The sequence below is a fragment of the Streptomyces sp. NPDC059443 genome (assembly GCF_042750105.1).
GTDB lineage: Bacteria > Actinomycetota > Actinomycetes > Streptomycetales > Streptomycetaceae > Streptomyces.
Genome location: NZ_JBHYVM010000039.1, coordinates 66,062 through 82,007, shown reverse-complemented (window position 1 = coordinate 82,007; position 15,946 = coordinate 66,062). Strand labels below are relative to the sequence as shown.

Sequence of the window (15,946 nt, the reverse complement as noted above, 5' to 3'; positions counted from 1 at the left end):
ATCCAGCCCCTCCGGCGTTTGAGGAGCGGGGTCTGGGGCGGAGCCCCAGGGAACGGTGGAAGGGCGGGTAGGGGACGGCACCGCGCAGCGGCAGCCCCAGGAAACGCCCGAGCGGCGGCTCCCCCGGGGTGGGGGAACCGCCGCTCGGACCTTGCTGCGGGCCGGATCAGGCCTTGGCCTCCGCCAGGAGCTTCTGGATGCGGGAGACGCCCTCGACCAGGTCCTCGTCGCCCAGGGCGTAGGAGAGACGCAGGTAGCCGGGGGTGCCGAAGGCCTCACCGGGGACGACGGCGACCTCGGCCTCGTCCAGGATCAGCGCGGCCAGCTCGACGGAGCTCTGCGGGCGCTTGCCGCGGATCTCCTTGCCGAGCACGTCCTTGACCGCCGGGTACACGTAGAACGCGCCCTCGGGGGTCGGGCAGAAGACGCCGTCGATCTCGTTGAGCATCCGCACCATCGTCTGGCGGCGGCGGTCGAAGGCGGTGCGCATCTCGTGGACGGCGTCCAGGTTGCCGGAGACGGCGGCCAGCGCCGCGACCTGGGCCACGTTGGAGACGTTGGAGGTGGCGTGCGACTGGAGGTTGGTCGCGGCCTTGACCACGTCCTTCGGGCCGATGACCCAGCCCACGCGCCAGCCGGTCATCGCGTACGTCTTGGCGACGCCGTTGACGATGATGCACTTGTCGGCCAGCTCGGGAACGATCGCCGGGAGCGAGACGAACTTCGCGTCGCCGTAGACGAGGTGCTCGTAGATCTCGTCGGTCAGGACCCACAGGCCGTGCTCGACGGCCCAGCGGCCGATCGCCTCGGCGTCGGCCTCGGAGTACACGGCGCCGGTCGGGTTCGACGGGGAGACGAAGAGGACGACCTTCGTGCGCTCGGTGCGGGCCGCTTCGAGCTGCTCGACGGAGACCCGGTAGCCGGTGGTCTCGTCGGCGACCACCTCGACCGGGACGCCGCCGGCGAGGCGGATCGACTCCGGGTACGTGGTCCAGTACGGGGCCGGGACGATGACCTCGTCACCCGGGTCCAGGATGGCCGCGAAGGCCTCGTAGATCGCCTGCTTGCCACCGTTGGTCACCAGGACCTGGGAGGCGTCGACCTCGTAGCCGGAGTCGCGCAGCGTCTTCGCGGCGATGGCCGCCTTCAGCTCGGGGAGGCCGCCGGCCGGGGTGTAGCGGTGGTACTTCGGGTTGCGGCAGGCCTCCACGGCGGCGTCGACGATGTAGTCCGGCGTCGGGAAATCGGGCTCGCCCGCGCCGAAACCGATCACCGGGCGCCCGGCGGCCTTGAGGGCCTTGGCCTTGGCATCCACGGCGAGGGTGGCGGACTCGGAGATGGCACCGATACGGGCGGAGACGCGGCGCTCGGCGGAAGGCGTTTCAGAGGTCATGCGGCCAATCGTCCCAGACGGCGGAGAAGCGCCGCACGCCGTTTCAGTCACCGGACGGAGCGTCCTCGGCCCATGCTGTTCGACGTCAGGGCCCGGACCACGTACACTCAACCGTCGTTGGCCCTCGCCGATCGCTGCAGAGCGTGAGCACTCCGTGCACTCGCCCGGATGCGGTAGGTTGGGGGACGCAAAGGGTCGTAGCTCAATTGGTAGAGCACTGGTCTCCAAAACCAGCGGTTGGGGGTTCGAGTCCCTCCGGCCCTGCTCCACACTCCTTCTCGGATGTGTGCGCAGGTACGTACTTGATGCAATGCCGTGCGGCGCAACCGGGCGCGGCTACGGCCACGACCCGGATTCAGGTGAGAGACGTGACGGACGCCCTGGGCTCCATCGACATGCCTGACGCCGAGGATGACACTCGCGAGAAGAAGGCCCGCAAGGGCGGCAAGCGCGGCAAGAAGGGCCCTCTCGGCCGTCTCGCGCTCTTCTACCGCCAGATCGTCGCGGAACTCCGCAAGGTCGTCTGGCCCACTCGTAACCAACTGACGACGTACACCTCCGTGGTGATTGTCTTCGTCGTCATCATGATCGGTCTGGTGACCGTGATTGACTATGGGTTCCAGGAAGCCACCAAGTTCGTCTTCGGCTGATCCCCGCGGAGGGCGGCGCCTTGATGGCTGCCGCCCGTTTTCGCATGTTCGACCACCTTTTGTATCCAGGAAGAAGCAGCCACCGTGTCTGACCCGAACCTGAACGCGAGCCCCGACTCCGTCGAGTCCGTCGAGGACGCGCTCGACATCGTCGAGGCGGCAGACGCTGTGGACCCCGACGAGGCCGAGCTCGCCGACGCCGAGGCGGGTGTCGCCGCCGAAGAGGCCGCGCTGCACGTCGAGGAAGAGGTCGACGCGGAGGCTGAGGACGACGCCGAAGCCGAAGAGGCCGACGACGACGCCGAAGCCGAAGAGGCCGACGACGCGGAGTCCGACGAGGACGACGACGAAGCCGCCGAGGACGAGGACGACGCGGAGGCCGTAGAGGCCGCCGACGCCGAGCCCGCCGAGCCCGTCGACCCCATCCAGGCTCTGCGCGAGGAACTGCGCAGCCTGCCCGGCGAGTGGTACGTCATCCACACCTACGCCGGCTACGAGAAGCGCGTGAAGGCGAACCTCGAACAGCGCGCCGTCTCGCTCAACGTCGAGGACTTCATCTACTCGGCCGAGGTGCCCGAGGAAGAGATCGTCCAGATCAAGAACGGCGAGCGCAAGAACGTCCGGCAGAACAAGCTGCCCGGTTACGTTCTCGTCCGCATGGACCTGACGAACGAGTCCTGGGGCGTCGTCCGCAACACCCCCGGCGTCACCGGCTTCGTGGGCAACGCGTACGACCCGTACCCGCTGACCCTGGACGAGATCGTCAAGATGCTCGCTCCCGAGGCGCAGGAGAAGGCCGCCAAGCTGGCAGCGGAAGAGGCCGGCCTGCCGGCGCCCGCCGTCAAGCGCACCATCGAGGTCCTGGACTTCGAGGTCGGCGACTCGGTCACCGTCACCGACGGCCCGTTCGCGACGCTGCAGGCGACCATCAACGAGATCAACCCGGACTCGAAGAAGGTCAAGGGTCTCGTCGAGATCTTCGGCCGCGAGACCCCGGTCGAGCTGAGCTTCGACCAGATCCAGAAGAACTGATCCACAGCCTTCTGGCACACGCTTCCGGACAGGTCAGATTGCCCGCTTGCGGGCGGTCTGACCTGCTCGGTTTTCAGCCCCGCGCCGATACCCGTTATCGTGGTGCGGTATGCCTCCATCCGGATGACCGGATTGGCGGCGAAAAACTCTCACTAGGACCCGGAGAGAGCAATGCCTCCCAAGAAGAAGAAGATCACGGGGCTTATCAAGCTCCAGATCAAGGCCGGTGCGGCCAACCCGGCTCCGCCGGTCGGCCCCGCGCTCGGTCAGCACGGCGTCAACATCATGGAGTTCTGCAAGGCCTACAACGCCGCGACCGAGTCGCAGCGTGGCATGGTCGTGCCGGTGGAGATCACGGTCTACGACGACCGTTCCTTCACCTTCATCACCAAGACCCCGCCGGCCGCGCGCCTCATTCTGAAGAGCGCTGGCGTGGAGAAGGGCTCTGGCGAGCCGCACAAGACCAAGGTCGCGAAGCTCACGCGTGACCAGGTCCGTGAGATCGCCGCGCTCAAGATGCCTGACCTGAACGCCAACGACATCGACGCGGCCGAGAAGATCATCGCCGGCACCGCGCGTTCGATGGGCATCACGGTCGAAGGCTGATTCAGCCACCCAGCACGACAGTGGTAGGACCAAGCGCTGGTCCGCACCACGACTCCACCCCTGAAGTCACAACACAGGAGCAGAAGTGAAGCGCAGCAAGACTCTCCGCGCTGCGGACGCGAAGGTCGACCGGGAGAAGCAGTACGCCCCGCTCGAGGCCGTCCGTCTCGCCAAGGAGACCTCCACGACCAAGTTCGACAGCACCGTCGAGGTCGCCTTCCGCCTGGGTGTAGACCCGCGCAAGGCCGACCAGATGGTCCGCGGCACCGTGAACCTCCCGCACGGCACCGGCAAGACCGCCCGGGTCCTGGTCTTCGCGACCGGTGACCGTGCTGCGGCCGCGGAAGCCGCCGGCGCCGACATCGTCGGCGACGACGAGCTCATCAACGAGATCGCCAAGGGCAACCGCCTGAACGAGTTCGACGCCGTTGTGTCCACCCCGGACCTCATGGGCAAGGTCGGCCGCCTCGGCCGCGTGCTCGGTCCCCGTGGCCTGATGCCGAACCCGAAGACCGGCACCGTCACGATGGACGTCGCGAAGGCTGTCACCGAGATCAAGGGTGGCAAGATCGAGTTCCGCGTCGACAAGCACTCGAACCTGCACTTCATCATCGGCAAGGTCTCCTTCACCGATGAGCAGCTGGTCGAGAACTACGGCGCGGCCCTGGACGAGATCCTTCGTCTGAAGCCGTCCGCCGCGAAGGGCCGCTACATCAAGAAGGCCGCCCTCAGCACCACGATGGGCCCCGGCATCGCGCTGGACTCCAACCGCACCCGGAACCTCCTCGTCGAGGAAGACCCGGCCGCGGTCTGACTGAGCCGGGCCTGACGGCCCGCTGAGTTGCCCGAACGGGCCTTGGCCCCCTCTTGGGGGGACCAAGGCCCGTTCTTGCGTTTCGCCCCGAAAAATCACGAAGTGATCGGCGAACCAGCCAGTAGGGTAAAGATTCAATCAAGCGATCACATCAGGGGTGGGGACTCTTGTCCGTGTACCGGAACCGCAAGAAGGCCGCCGGGGCCGCACTGGCCGCCGTACTGCTCGTGGGCGGGGCCACCGCGTGCGAGGGCGGACAGAAGGACGGGGCGGGCAAGGCCGGGGACCCGTCCGCCGCCCCGACGGCCCAGGGCGCCGGGAAGGGCGCGGCGGAGGCCGCTCCGGCCGCCTACCTGGAGAAGGTCAAGGCGAAGTCGGAGGAGATCACCTCCCTGCACTACTCGATGACGGGTACGGCGGAGGGCGAGCAGTTCTCGGGGGACGTCTCCATGCGGCTCAAGCCCGCGATGGAGATGGCGATGAAGATCGGCACCTCGGGGGAGGGCGGCAAGACGGCCGAGATCCGCCTCGTCGACGGGGCCATGTTCATCGGGGCCGAGGGCAAGTGGCTCAAGTTCGACCTCAAGAGCCTGGACGCGGCCACCGCGCAGAAGCTGAACGACGCGGGCGGCTCGGCGAACAAGACCGGCGAGAACCCCGGCGACCGGGCGGGCGAGCTGCTCAGGGCCAAGGACCTCAAGCTGGTCGGCGAAGAGACCGTCGACGGGGTGAAGACCAAGCACCTCAGCGGCACGGTCGGCCTCGACGAGATGCGGGCCGCGCTCGACTCGGCGACCCCCGAGGCCAAGAAGCGCCAGGAGGATTCCCTCAAGGGCCTGGAGGCGCAGGGCGTCAAGAGCCTGACCGTGGACATGTGGATCGACGAGTCGGACCACACCAAGCAGGTCCGCACCCGCGGTGAGGCCGCCAAGGGTCCGGTGGACACGACCATCAAGTTCCTGGACTACAACAAGCCGGTCGAGGTGGCGGCGCCGCCCGCCGACCAGGTCGTCGACCTCGCCGAGATGATGAAGGGCGCCGGGACCGGCTGACCGCCGGTCCGGCGTGCACGACGTAGATCTTTTTTCATGGGGGAGTACGAGATGAACAAGGCTGTCTGGACACGAACCGGCGCCGCCCTGGCGGGCGCCGCACTACTCGTGGGCGGCCTCACGGCCTGCGGCGGCGACGAGGCCGACGCGGGCAAGGGCGAGAAGCCCGGGGCGAAGGGGGCCGCGGCCAAGGCTCCGACGCCGGAGCAGGCGGTGAAGGCGGCCTACCTGAAGACGGTGGCCGCCAAGTTCGCCAAGGCCGAGGTGACGACCACCGACCCGGCCGGCAAGGCCTCGGGCCAGTCCGGCTCCAAGGGCTGGTACCCGTCCAGCCACGACTTGGTGCTCAAGGGCGACAAGCCGGACACGCGCTCGGTCATGATCGGCGACCTCGTCTGGACCAAGATGGACAAGCCACTGAAGGGCAAGTCCTGGATGAAGATGAACCTGGCCAAGGACGGCAAGCCGGGCGTCCGGCTGAACGACGACCCGGCCGAGTACCTCGCGATGCTCCTCGGACAGGACACCGTCCGGCACGTGGGCGCGGAGCAGACCGACGGGATCGAGGCCGAGCACTACAAGGCCATCCTCACGGGCGCGGAACTGCTGAAGGCGGACGACTCCACGAAGGTCATGGAGGAGAAGAACCGCCAGTACCTCCACGAGGCCGTCAAGGGCATCGAGAAGCTCACGGTCGACCTGTGGATCGGCAAGGACGGCTATCCCGTCCGCTACGAGTCCACGCGGAGCGGGACCGCCGACGGCCCGCTCCAGACCACGGCGAAGTTCTCCGCCTTCGGTACGACGCCGGCCGTCGCCCCGCCGCCGGCCGAGGACACGGTGGAGTTCGACGAGGTCATGAAGGGGGTCGACGACCAGCTCAAGGGGGTCGACAAGAGCCTCGCCGAGACGGAGAAGTCCCTCGCGGAGACCGACGCCAAGCTCAAGGGCCTCGGTCACTGAGCCACCGGAGGCCTTGGCGCGTCTGGCCCGCGGGGGTGTTTGAGGGCGGATTTGCTTGACATCGACTGGTTCACGTACGATTCCGGAGAAGCCAAAGACCGCTGGTCGTTGCCGTGCCCGCAAGGGGGCGGTGGCCGAAGGATCCGCTAACCACGGACGTCCTGCGCAGGTGTTCAAGGAAAGTTCCCGGACTCGTTCCGGTTGAGCTACGCCCTGGCGCCTGCGCCGGGGCGTTTCGTATTTATGCCCCTTCTGAGCGGTCCTCATCACCCGGAAGGAGGCCGACGCACTATGCCGACGCCCAACAAGGCTGCCGCGGTAGCCGAGCTCACGGACGCGTTCCAGAGCTCGAACGCCGCCGTGCTGACCGAGTACCGGGGTCTCACCGTCGCGCAGCTCAAGACGCTGCGTCGTTCCCTCGGTGAGAACGCCCAGTACGCCGTGGTGAAGAACACGCTGACCAAGATTGCGGCCAACCAGGCCGGGATCACCGCGCTGGACGAGCACTTCGCTGGTCCCACCGCGGTCGCCTTCATCACCGGTGACCCGGTGGAGTCGGCGAAGAGCCTGCGTGACTTCGCCAAGGAAAACCCCAACCTGATCATCAAGGCGGGTGTCCTTGATGGTAAGGCGCTCTCCGCCGATGACATCAAGAAGCTTGCGGACCTCGAGTCCCGCGAGGTTCTGCTCAGCAAGCTGGCCGGCGCGTTCAAGGGCAAGCAGTCTCAGGCTGCCTCGCTCTTCCAGGCGCTGCCGTCGAAGTTCGTCCGCACTGCGGAAGCGCTTCGCGTCAAGCTCGCCGAGCAGGGCGGTGCCGAGTAATTCGGCTCGCGCATTGATCCGCGCCGCCTAGTGCGCGGGTCGCAGCGGGCCGTTACGCCCGCCTCTCTATACATCCGGCACCTGCCGATTTAGTGGAAGGATCGCCCATCATGGCGAAGCTCTCTCAGGACGACCTCCTCGCCCAGTTCGAGGAGATGACCCTCATCGAGCTCTCCGAGTTCGTTAAGGCGTTCGAGGACAAGTTCGACGTCACCGCCGCCGCGGCCGTCGCCGTTGCCGGTCCGGGTGCCCCGGTCGCCGCCGAGGCCGCTGAGGAGCAGGACGAGTTCGACGTCATCCTCGAGGGTGCCGGCGACAAGAAGATCCAGGTCATCAAGGTCGTGCGCGAGCTCACCTCCCTGGGCCTCAAGGAGGCCAAGGACCTCGTTGACGGCGCCCCGAAGCCGATCCTCGAGAAGGTCGCCAAGGAGGCCGCTGACAAGGCTGCCGAGTCCCTCAAGGCTGCCGGCGCGTCTGTGACCGTCAAGTAACACCTCTGGGACCCTTCTGGGCCCCAATCAAAGGGCGATCACCCGTAAGGGTGGTCGCCCTTTGGCGTACCCGGAGTGCCTGATTTGCCCCCGTCTCGTTGGGGAGTAGGGTGATCATCGTTGCTCCTCGGCAGGGTCCTGAGATGATCCGCACGGAGCAGGGGGCCTTGACGAACGGGACGCGGCGCGCAATTCTCAGACCCGTCGCGAGATGGGCTCGTTCGATCCGAGATCCGAGGCATGGATCTCGCCCGCATCGGGCATGGATTGACTACGAAGAGGGCAGTACTGTTACGCGCTCCGTGTGCGAGAGCCACGGCGTGGAGCACACCGTAGGACGCAGGGTTGGTCCGTTTAAACGACATGGGGAAGGCCTGTTGCCGGTTTCCGGAAACCTGGTCTGGACATCAGTGAGCCGAGTGGCTACACTGACCCTTTGCGCTGCCTGTTAGCTGCCCCCTGCCCGTCGCCAGGGGCATGCCCACGCATGAGCACACTTGATTGAACGGCCCTGAGCTGGTCCTTTTGACCAGATGGGGGGCGCTTGTCTTCTGTGTCAGCTGGGACCGGTACGCGCGTAGTGAGTCCGAGCCCTCGGAAGGACCCCCTCTTGGCCGCCTCGCGCAACGCCTCGACCAATACGAACAACGGTGCCAGCACCGCCCCGCTGCGCATCTCCTTTGCAAAGATCAAGGAGCCCCTCGAGGTTCCGAACCTCCTGGCGCTGCAGACCGAGAGCTTTGACTGGCTGCTCGGCAACGCCGCCTGGAAGTCTCGCGTCGAGTCGGCGCTTGAGAGCGGACAGGACGTTCCCACCAAGTCCGGTCTGGAAGAGATCTTCGAGGAGATCTCGCCGATCGAGGACTTCTCCGGGTCGATGTCGCTGACGTTCCGCGACCACCGTTTCGAGCCGGCGAAGAACTCGGTCGACGAGTGCAAGGACCGCGACTTCACGTTCGCGGCGCCGCTTTTCGTCACCGCCGAGTTCACGAACAACGAGACCGGAGAGATCAAGTCTCAGACGGTCTTCATGGGCGATTTCCCGCTCATGACCAACAAGGGCACCTTCGTCATCAACGGCACCGAGCGTGTCGTGGTGTCGCAGCTCGTCCGTTCCCCCGGTGTCTACTTCGACTCCTCCATCGACAAGACGTCCGACAAGGACATCTTCGCGGCCAAGATCATCCCGTCCCGGGGTGCCTGGCTGGAGATGGAGATCGACAAGCGCGACATGGTCGGCGTTCGCATCGACCGCAAGCGCAAGCAGTCCGTCACCGTCCTCCTGAAGGCTCTCGGCTGGACCACCGAGCAGATCCTCGAGGAGTTCGGCGAGTACGAGTCCATGCGCGCCACCCTGGAGAAGGACCACACCCAGGGCCAGGACGACGCGCTGCTCGACATCTACCGCAAGCTGCGTCCGGGCGAACCGCCGACCCGCGAGGCCGCTCAGACGCTGCTCGAGAACCTCTACTTCAACCCGAAGCGCTACGACCTCGCGAAGGTCGGCCGCTACAAGGTGAACAAGAAGCTCGGCGCGGACGAGCCGCTGGACGCCGGCGTGCTCACCACCGACGACGTCATCGCGACCATCAAGTACCTGGTCAAGCTGCACGCCGGTGAGACCGAGACCATCGGTGAGTCGGGTCGTTCGATCGTCGTCGAGACCGACGACATCGACCACTTCGGCAACCGTCGTCTGCGCAACGTCGGCGAGCTCATCCAGAACCAGGTCCGTACGGGTCTGGCTCGTATGGAGCGCGTCGTCCGCGAGCGGATGACGACCCAGGACGTCGAGGCGATCACGCCGCAGACCCTGATCAACATCCGGCCGGTCGTCGCCTCCATCAAGGAGTTCTTCGGCACCAGCCAGCTGTCGCAGTTCATGGACCAGAACAACCCGCTGTCGGGTCTCACCCACAAGCGCCGTCTGTCGGCGCTCGGCCCGGGTGGTCTGTCCCGTGAGCGGGCCGGCTTCGAGGTCCGAGACGTTCACCCGTCGCACTACGGCCGCATGTGCCCGATCGAGACCCCTGAAGGCCCGAACATCGGTCTGATCGGCTCGCTCGCCTCCTACGGTCGCGTCAACGCGTTCGGCTTCGTCGAGACCCCGTACCGCAAGGTCATCGACGGTGTCGTCACGGACGACGTCGACTACCTGACCGCCGACGAGGAAGACCGCTTCGTCATCGCCCAGGCCAACGCCGGCCTGTCCGACGACATGCGCTTCACCGAGAACCGCGTGCTGGTCCGCCGTCGTGGCGGCGAGATCGACTACATCGCCGGCGACGACGTCGACTACATGGACGTCTCCCCGCGCCAGATGGTGTCCGTCGCGACCGCGATGATCCCCTTCCTGGAGCACGACGACGCCAACCGTGCCCTCATGGGCGCGAACATGATGCGCCAGGCCGTTCCGCTCATCAAGGCGGAGGCGCCGCTCGTCGGCACCGGCATGGAGTACCGCTGTGCGGTCGACGCCGGTGACTCGATCCGTGCGGAGAAGGACGGTGTCGTCCAGGAGGTCTCGGCCGACTACATCACCGTCGCCAACGACGACGGCACGTACACCACGTACCGCGTCGCGAAGTTCTCCCGCTCGAACCAGGGCACCTCGGTCAACCAGAAGGTCATCGTCAACGAGGGTGACCGGATCATCGAGTCCCAGGTCCTCGCCGACGGTCCCGCGACCGAAGAGGGCGAAATGGCCCTCGGCAAGAACCTGCTCGTCGCGTTCATGCCCTGGGAAGGTCACAACTACGAGGACGCGATCATCCTGTCGCAGCGCCTCGTACAGGACGACGTCCTCTCCTCGATCCACATCGAGGAGCACGAGGTCGACGCCCGTGACACCAAGCTGGGCCCCGAGGAGATCACCCGGGACATCCCGAACGTCTCCGAGGAGGTCCTCGCGGACCTCGACGAGCGCGGCATCATCCGCATCGGTGCGGACGTGGTCGCCGGCGACATCCTGGTCGGAAAGGTCACGCCCAAGGGCGAGACCGAGCTGACCCCGGAAGAGCGTCTGCTCCGCGCGATCTTCGGTGAGAAGGCCCGCGAGGTGCGTGACACCTCGCTCAAGGTTCCTCACGGTGAGATCGGCAAGGTCATCGGCGTCCGCGTCTTCGACCGCGAAGAGGGCGACGAGCTTCCCCCGGGCGTGAACCAGCTGGTCCGCGTCTACGTCGCCCAGAAGCGCAAGATCACCGACGGTGACAAGCTCGCCGGCCGCCACGGCAACAAGGGTGTCATCTCCAAGATCCTTCCGATCGAGGACATGCCCTTCCTTGAAGACGGCACGCCGGTCGACATCATCCTGAACCCCCTCGGTGTCCCGTCCCGAATGAACCCGGGACAGGTCCTGGAGATCCACCTCGGCTGGCTCGCCAGCCGCGGCTGGGACGTCTCCGGTGTCGCCGAGGAGTGGGCCGAGCGACTGAAGGTCATCGGCGCCGACCGCGTCGAGCCCGGTACCAACGTCGCCACCCCGGTGTTCGACGGTGCCCGCGAGGACGAACTCGCCGGCCTCTTCGAGCACACCATCCCGAACCGCGACGGGGACCGCCTGGTCCTTCCGACCGGTAAGGCGCACCTGTTCGACGGCCGCTCCGGCGAGCCGTTCCCGGAGCCGGTCTCCATCGGCTACATGTACATCCTCAAGCTGCACCACCTGGTCGACGACAAGCTCCACGCGCGGTCGACCGGTCCGTACTCGATGATCACGCAGCAGCCGCTGGGTGGTAAGGCGCAGTTCGGTGGCCAGCGCTTCGGTGAGATGGAGGTGTGGGCGCTCGAGGCTTATGGCGCCGCTTACGCCCTCCAGGAGCTCCTGACCATCAAGTCCGATGACGTAACCGGCCGCGTGAAGGTCTACGAGGCCATCGTCAAGGGCGAGAACATCCCCGAGCCGGGCATTCCCGAGTCCTTCAAGGTGCTCATCAAGGAAATGCAGTCGCTCTGCCTCAACGTGGAGGTGCTGTCCTCGGACGGCATGTCCATCGAGATGCGCGACACCGACGAGGACGTCTTCCGCGCGGCGGAGGAGCTCGGTATCGACCTGTCCCGGCGCGAGCCGAGCAGCGTCGAAGAGGTCTGACGGGCCTGACGGGGGGCTCGCTCAAGAGCCCCCCGTCATCCCCGGGACCGTTCAGACCATGATTGAGACTCGACCCCGAAAGAGGGATTGACGCACAGTGCTCGACGTCAACTTCTTCGACGAGCTGCGGATCGGCCTTGCCACCGCGGACGACATCCGAACCTGGTCCCACGGCGAGGTCAAGAAGCCGGAGACCATCAACTACCGCACGCTCAAGCCCGAGAAGGACGGACTCTTCTGCGAGAAGATCTTCGGTCCGACCCGGGACTGGGAGTGCTACTGCGGCAAGTACAAGCGTGTCCGCTTCAAGGGCATCATCTGTGAGCGTTGTGGCGTCGAAGTCACGCGCGCCAAGGTGCGCCGCGAGCGGATGGGCCACATCGAGCTTGCCGCTCCCGTCACCCACATCTGGTACTTCAAGGGCGTCCCGTCGCGCCTTGGCTACCTGCTGGACCTCGCGCCGAAGGACCTCGAAAAGGTCATCTACTTCGCCGCGTACATGATCACGTTCGTGGACGACGAGCGCCGCACCCGCGACCTCCCGTCCCTGGAGGCGCACGTCTCCATCGAGCGCCAGCAGATCGAGAACCGCCGCGACGCGGACCTCGAAGGCCGTGCCAAGAAGCTCGAGACCGACCTGGCCGAGCTTGAGGCCGAGGGCGCGAAGGCCGACGTACGCCGCAAGGTGCGCGAAGGTGCCGAGCGCGAGATGAAGCAGCTCCGTGACCGCGCTCAGCGCGAGATCGACCGTCTCGACGAGGTCTGGGCGCGCTTCAAGAACCTCAAGGTCCAGGACCTTGAGGGCGACGAGCTGCTCTACCGCGAGCTGCGCGACCGCTTCGGTACGTACTTCGACGGCTGCATGGGCGCCGCGGCGCTCCAGAAGCGTCTGGAGTCCTTCGACCTCGACGAAGAGGCCGAGCGCCTCCGCGAGATCATCCGTACCGGCAAGGGCCAGAAGAAGACCCGTGCGCTCAAGCGCCTCAAGGTCGTCTCCGCGTTCCTGCAGACCAGCAACAAGCCCAAGGGCATGGTTCTGGACTGCGTCCCGGTCATCCCGCCGGACCTGCGTCCGATGGTGCAGCTGGACGGTGGCCGCTTCGCGACCTCCGACCTGAACGACCTGTACCGCCGCGTGATCAACCGCAACAACCGTCTGAAGCGTCTCCTCGACCTCGGTGCCCCCGAGATCATCGTGAACAACGAGAAGCGCATGCTTCAGGAGGCCGTGGACGCCCTCTTCGACAACGGTCGTCGTGGTCGTCCGGTGACCGGTCCCGGTAACCGTCCGCTGAAGTCCCTGAGCGACATGCTCAAGGGCAAGCAGGGTCGATTCCGTCAGAACCTCCTCGGCAAGCGCGTGGACTACTCCGCGCGTTCCGTGATCGTCGTCGGCCCGCAGCTGAAGCTGCACCAGTGTGGTCTGCCCAAGGCCATGGCGCTGGAGCTCTTCAAGCCGTTCGTGATGAAGCGCCTGGTCGACCTGAACCACGCGCAGAACATCAAGTCGGCGAAGCGCATGGTCGAGCGCGGCCGCACGGTCGTCTACGACGTGCTCGAAGAGGTCATCGCCGAGCACCCGGTTCTCCTGAACCGTGCGCCCACGCTGCACCGCCTCGGCATCCAGGCCTTCGAGCCCCAGCTGGTCGAAGGCAAGGCCATCCAGATCCACCCGCTCGTCTGCACCGCGTTCAACGCGGACTTCGACGGTGACCAGATGGCCGTGCACCTGCCGCTTTCGGCAGAGGCGCAGGCCGAGGCCCGCATCCTGATGCTGTCCTCGAACAACATCCTGAAGCCGGCAGACGGTCGTCCCGTCACCATGCCGACCCAGGACATGGTGCTGGGTCTGTTCTTCCTGACCACCGACGGCGAGCTCCGTGACGTCAAGGGCGAGGGCCGCGCGTTCGGCTCGACCGCCGAGGCGACCATGGCGTTCGACAACGGTGAGCTGGCGCTCCAGTCGGCCGTCGACATCCGCTTCCCGGTGGGCACCATCCCGCCGCGCGGCTGGGTGGCCCCGGTCGCCGAAGAGGGCGAGCAGGAGTTCCAGCCGGGCGACAGCTTCCGGCTGCGCACGACCCTGGGCCGCGCGCTCTTCAACGAGCTGCTGCCCGAGGACTACCCGTTCGTCGACTACTCGGTGGGCAAGAAGCAGCTCTCCGAGATCGTCAACGACCTGGCCGAGCGCTACCCCAAGGTCATCGTGGCGGCGACGCTCGACAACCTGAAGGCGGCCGGCTTCCACTGGGCGACCCGTTCGGGCGTCACCGTGGCCATCTCCGACGTCGTCGTGCCCGAGGCCAAGAAGGCCATCGTCGCGGGCTACGAGGCGATGGACGAGAAGGTCCAGAAGCAGTACGAGCGCGGTCTGATCACCAAGGACGAGCGCACGCAGGAGCTCATCGCGATCTGGACCAAGGCGACCAACGAGGTTGCCGAGGCGATGAACGCGAACTTCCCCAAGACGAACCCCATCTTCATGATGGTTGACTCGGGTGCCCGAGGAAACATGATGCAGATGCGACAGATCGCCGGTATGCGTGGTCTGGTGTCGAACGCGAAGAACGAGACCATCCCGCGTCCGATCAAGGCGTCCTTCCGTGAGGGCCTCACCGTTCTGGAGTACTTCATCTCCACGCACGGTGCCCGTAAGGGTCTGGCGGACACCGCCCTGCGTACCGCCGACTCGGGTTACCTGACCCGTCGTCTGGTGGACGTCTCGCAGGACGTGATCATCCGCGAGGAGGACTGCGGTACCGAGCGCGGCCTGAAGCTGAAGATCGGTGTCAAGGACGAGACCGGCGTTCTGCGCAAGGCCGACGACGTCGAGACCTCCATCTACGCCCGCATGCTGGCCGAGGACGTCGTCATCGACGGCAAGGTCATCGCGCCGGCCAACGTGGACCTCGGTGACGTGCTCATCGACGCCCTCATCGCGAACGGCGTCGAGGAGGTCAAGACCCGCTCGGTCCTGACCTGTGAGTCCGCGGTCGGCACCTGTGCCTTCTGCTACGGACGCTCGCTCGCCACCGGCAAGCTGGTCGACATCGGTGAGGCGGTCGGCATCATCGCCGCCCAGTCCATCGGTGAGCCCGGTACCCAGCTGACGATGCGTACCTTCCACACCGGTGGTGTGGCCGGTGACGACATCACGCAGGGTCTGCCGCGTGTCGTCGAGCTCTTCGAGGCCCGTACCCCGAAGGGTGTCGCCCCGATCTCCGAGGCCGCCGGCCGCGTGCGGATCGAGGAGACCGAGAAGACGAAGAAGATCGTCATCACGCCCGACGACGGCAGCGAGGAGACGCCCTTCCCGATCTCCAAGCGCGCCAAGGTCATCGTCAGCGAGGGTGACCACGTCGAGGTCGGCCAGAAGCTCACCATGGGTGCGACCAACCCGCACGACGTGCTGCGCATCCTCGGCCAGCGTGCGGTCCAGGTCCACCTGGTCGGCGAAGTCCAGAAGGTCTACAACTCGCAGGGCGTGTCGATCCACGACAAGCACATCGAGATCATCATCCGGCAGATGCTCCGCCGCGTGACGATCATCGAGTCCGGCGACGCGGAGCTCCTGCCGGGCGAGCTCGTCGAGCGGTCGAAGTTCGAGACCGAGAACCGTCGTGTGGTCACCGAGGGCGGTCACCCCGCCTCCGGCCGTCCGCAGCTGATGGGTATCACCAAGGCCTCGCTCGCGACCGAGTCCTGGCTGTCGGCGGCGTCCTTCCAGGAGACGACCAGGGTTCTGACGGACGCGGCGATCAACGCCAAGTCCGACTCCCTGATCGGCCTCAAGGAGAACGTCATCATCGGTAAGCTCATCCCGGCCGGTACGGGCCTCGCCCGCTACCGCAACATCCGGGTCGAGCCGACCGAGGAAGCCAAGGCCGCGATGTACTCGGCCGTCGGCTACGACGACATCGACTACTCGCCCTTCGGCACCGGCTCCGGCCAGGCTGTCCCGCTGGAGGACTACGACTACGGCCCGTACAACGGCTAAGTCGGACAAGAGCAGCAACCGCAGGGCGGTCAC

The 15,946-nt window shown here is 66.4% G+C and carries 11 protein-coding genes and 1 tRNA gene; 11 read left to right on the top strand and 1 reads right to left on the bottom strand.

The genetic code is table 11. The features are described 5' to 3' along the window. Positions 1–166 precede the first annotated feature (166 nt). Positions 167–1,393: a pyridoxal phosphate-dependent aminotransferase gene (locus tag ACFXDJ_RS30430; RefSeq protein ID WP_384663442.1), complete on the bottom strand. Its 1,227-nt coding sequence runs from the start codon at positions 1,391–1,393 to the stop codon at positions 167–169. Between the two features lie 191 nt (positions 1,394–1,584). Between ACFXDJ_RS30430 and ACFXDJ_RS30425 the strand changes: the two genes are divergently transcribed. The 11 genes from ACFXDJ_RS30425 to ACFXDJ_RS30375 all read left to right on the top strand — a co-directional run bounded on the left by ACFXDJ_RS30425 (position 1,585) and on the right by ACFXDJ_RS30375 (position 15,913). Further along, positions 1,585–1,657 (top strand) — tRNA-Trp (locus ACFXDJ_RS30425). A gap of 104 nt (positions 1,658–1,761) precedes the next feature. Further along, a complete protein-coding gene (secE, locus tag ACFXDJ_RS30420; protein ID WP_384663444.1) occupies positions 1,762–2,043 on the top strand; it encodes a preprotein translocase subunit SecE in 282 nt (93 codons plus the stop codon). 84 nt (positions 2,044–2,127) lie between these two features. After that, entirely contained in the window at positions 2,128–3,075 is a 948-nt protein-coding gene (nusG, locus tag ACFXDJ_RS30415) for a transcription termination/antitermination protein NusG (protein ID WP_384663446.1), read from the top strand. A 171-nt stretch (positions 3,076–3,246) separates the two neighbouring features. After that, the gene (gene rplK, locus ACFXDJ_RS30410; RefSeq protein WP_214946888.1) at positions 3,247–3,681 is read left to right on the top strand and encodes a 50S ribosomal protein L11; all 435 of its coding nucleotides are present in this window, start codon (positions 3,247–3,249) and stop codon (positions 3,679–3,681) included. A gap of 85 nt (positions 3,682–3,766) precedes the next feature. Beyond that, positions 3,767–4,495 (top strand): 50S ribosomal protein L1, encoded by a 729-nt coding sequence (rplA, locus tag ACFXDJ_RS30405; protein WP_384663448.1) that lies wholly within the window; start codon positions 3,767–3,769, stop codon positions 4,493–4,495. 173 nt (positions 4,496–4,668) lie between these two features. Further along, positions 4,669–5,547, top strand: coding sequence for an LppX_LprAFG lipoprotein (locus tag ACFXDJ_RS30400; RefSeq protein ID WP_384850923.1), 879 nt, complete (start codon positions 4,669–4,671; stop codon positions 5,545–5,547). A gap of 51 nt (positions 5,548–5,598) precedes the next feature. Next, entirely contained in the window at positions 5,599–6,510 is a 912-nt protein-coding gene (locus tag ACFXDJ_RS30395) for a hypothetical protein (protein WP_384651620.1), read from the top strand. Between the two features lie 291 nt (positions 6,511–6,801). Next, positions 6,802–7,332, top strand: coding sequence for a 50S ribosomal protein L10 (gene rplJ, locus ACFXDJ_RS30390; RefSeq protein WP_254387398.1), 531 nt, complete (start codon positions 6,802–6,804; stop codon positions 7,330–7,332). Between the two features lie 110 nt (positions 7,333–7,442). Further along, positions 7,443–7,823 carry a 50S ribosomal protein L7/L12 gene (gene rplL, locus ACFXDJ_RS30385; protein ID WP_384651622.1) on the top strand — a complete coding sequence of 127 codons (381 nt, stop codon included), beginning with the start codon at positions 7,443–7,445 and terminating at the stop codon, positions 7,821–7,823. 610 nt (positions 7,824–8,433) lie between these two features. Beyond that, complete coding sequence (rpoB, locus tag ACFXDJ_RS30380; RefSeq protein ID WP_384651624.1) at positions 8,434–11,916, top strand: DNA-directed RNA polymerase subunit beta; 3,483 nt, start codon at positions 8,434–8,436, stop codon at positions 11,914–11,916. A gap of 97 nt (positions 11,917–12,013) precedes the next feature. Continuing rightward, positions 12,014–15,913, top strand: coding sequence for a DNA-directed RNA polymerase subunit beta' (locus ACFXDJ_RS30375; protein WP_384651626.1), 3,900 nt, complete (start codon positions 12,014–12,016; stop codon positions 15,911–15,913). Positions 15,914–15,946: the final 33 nt, after the last annotated feature.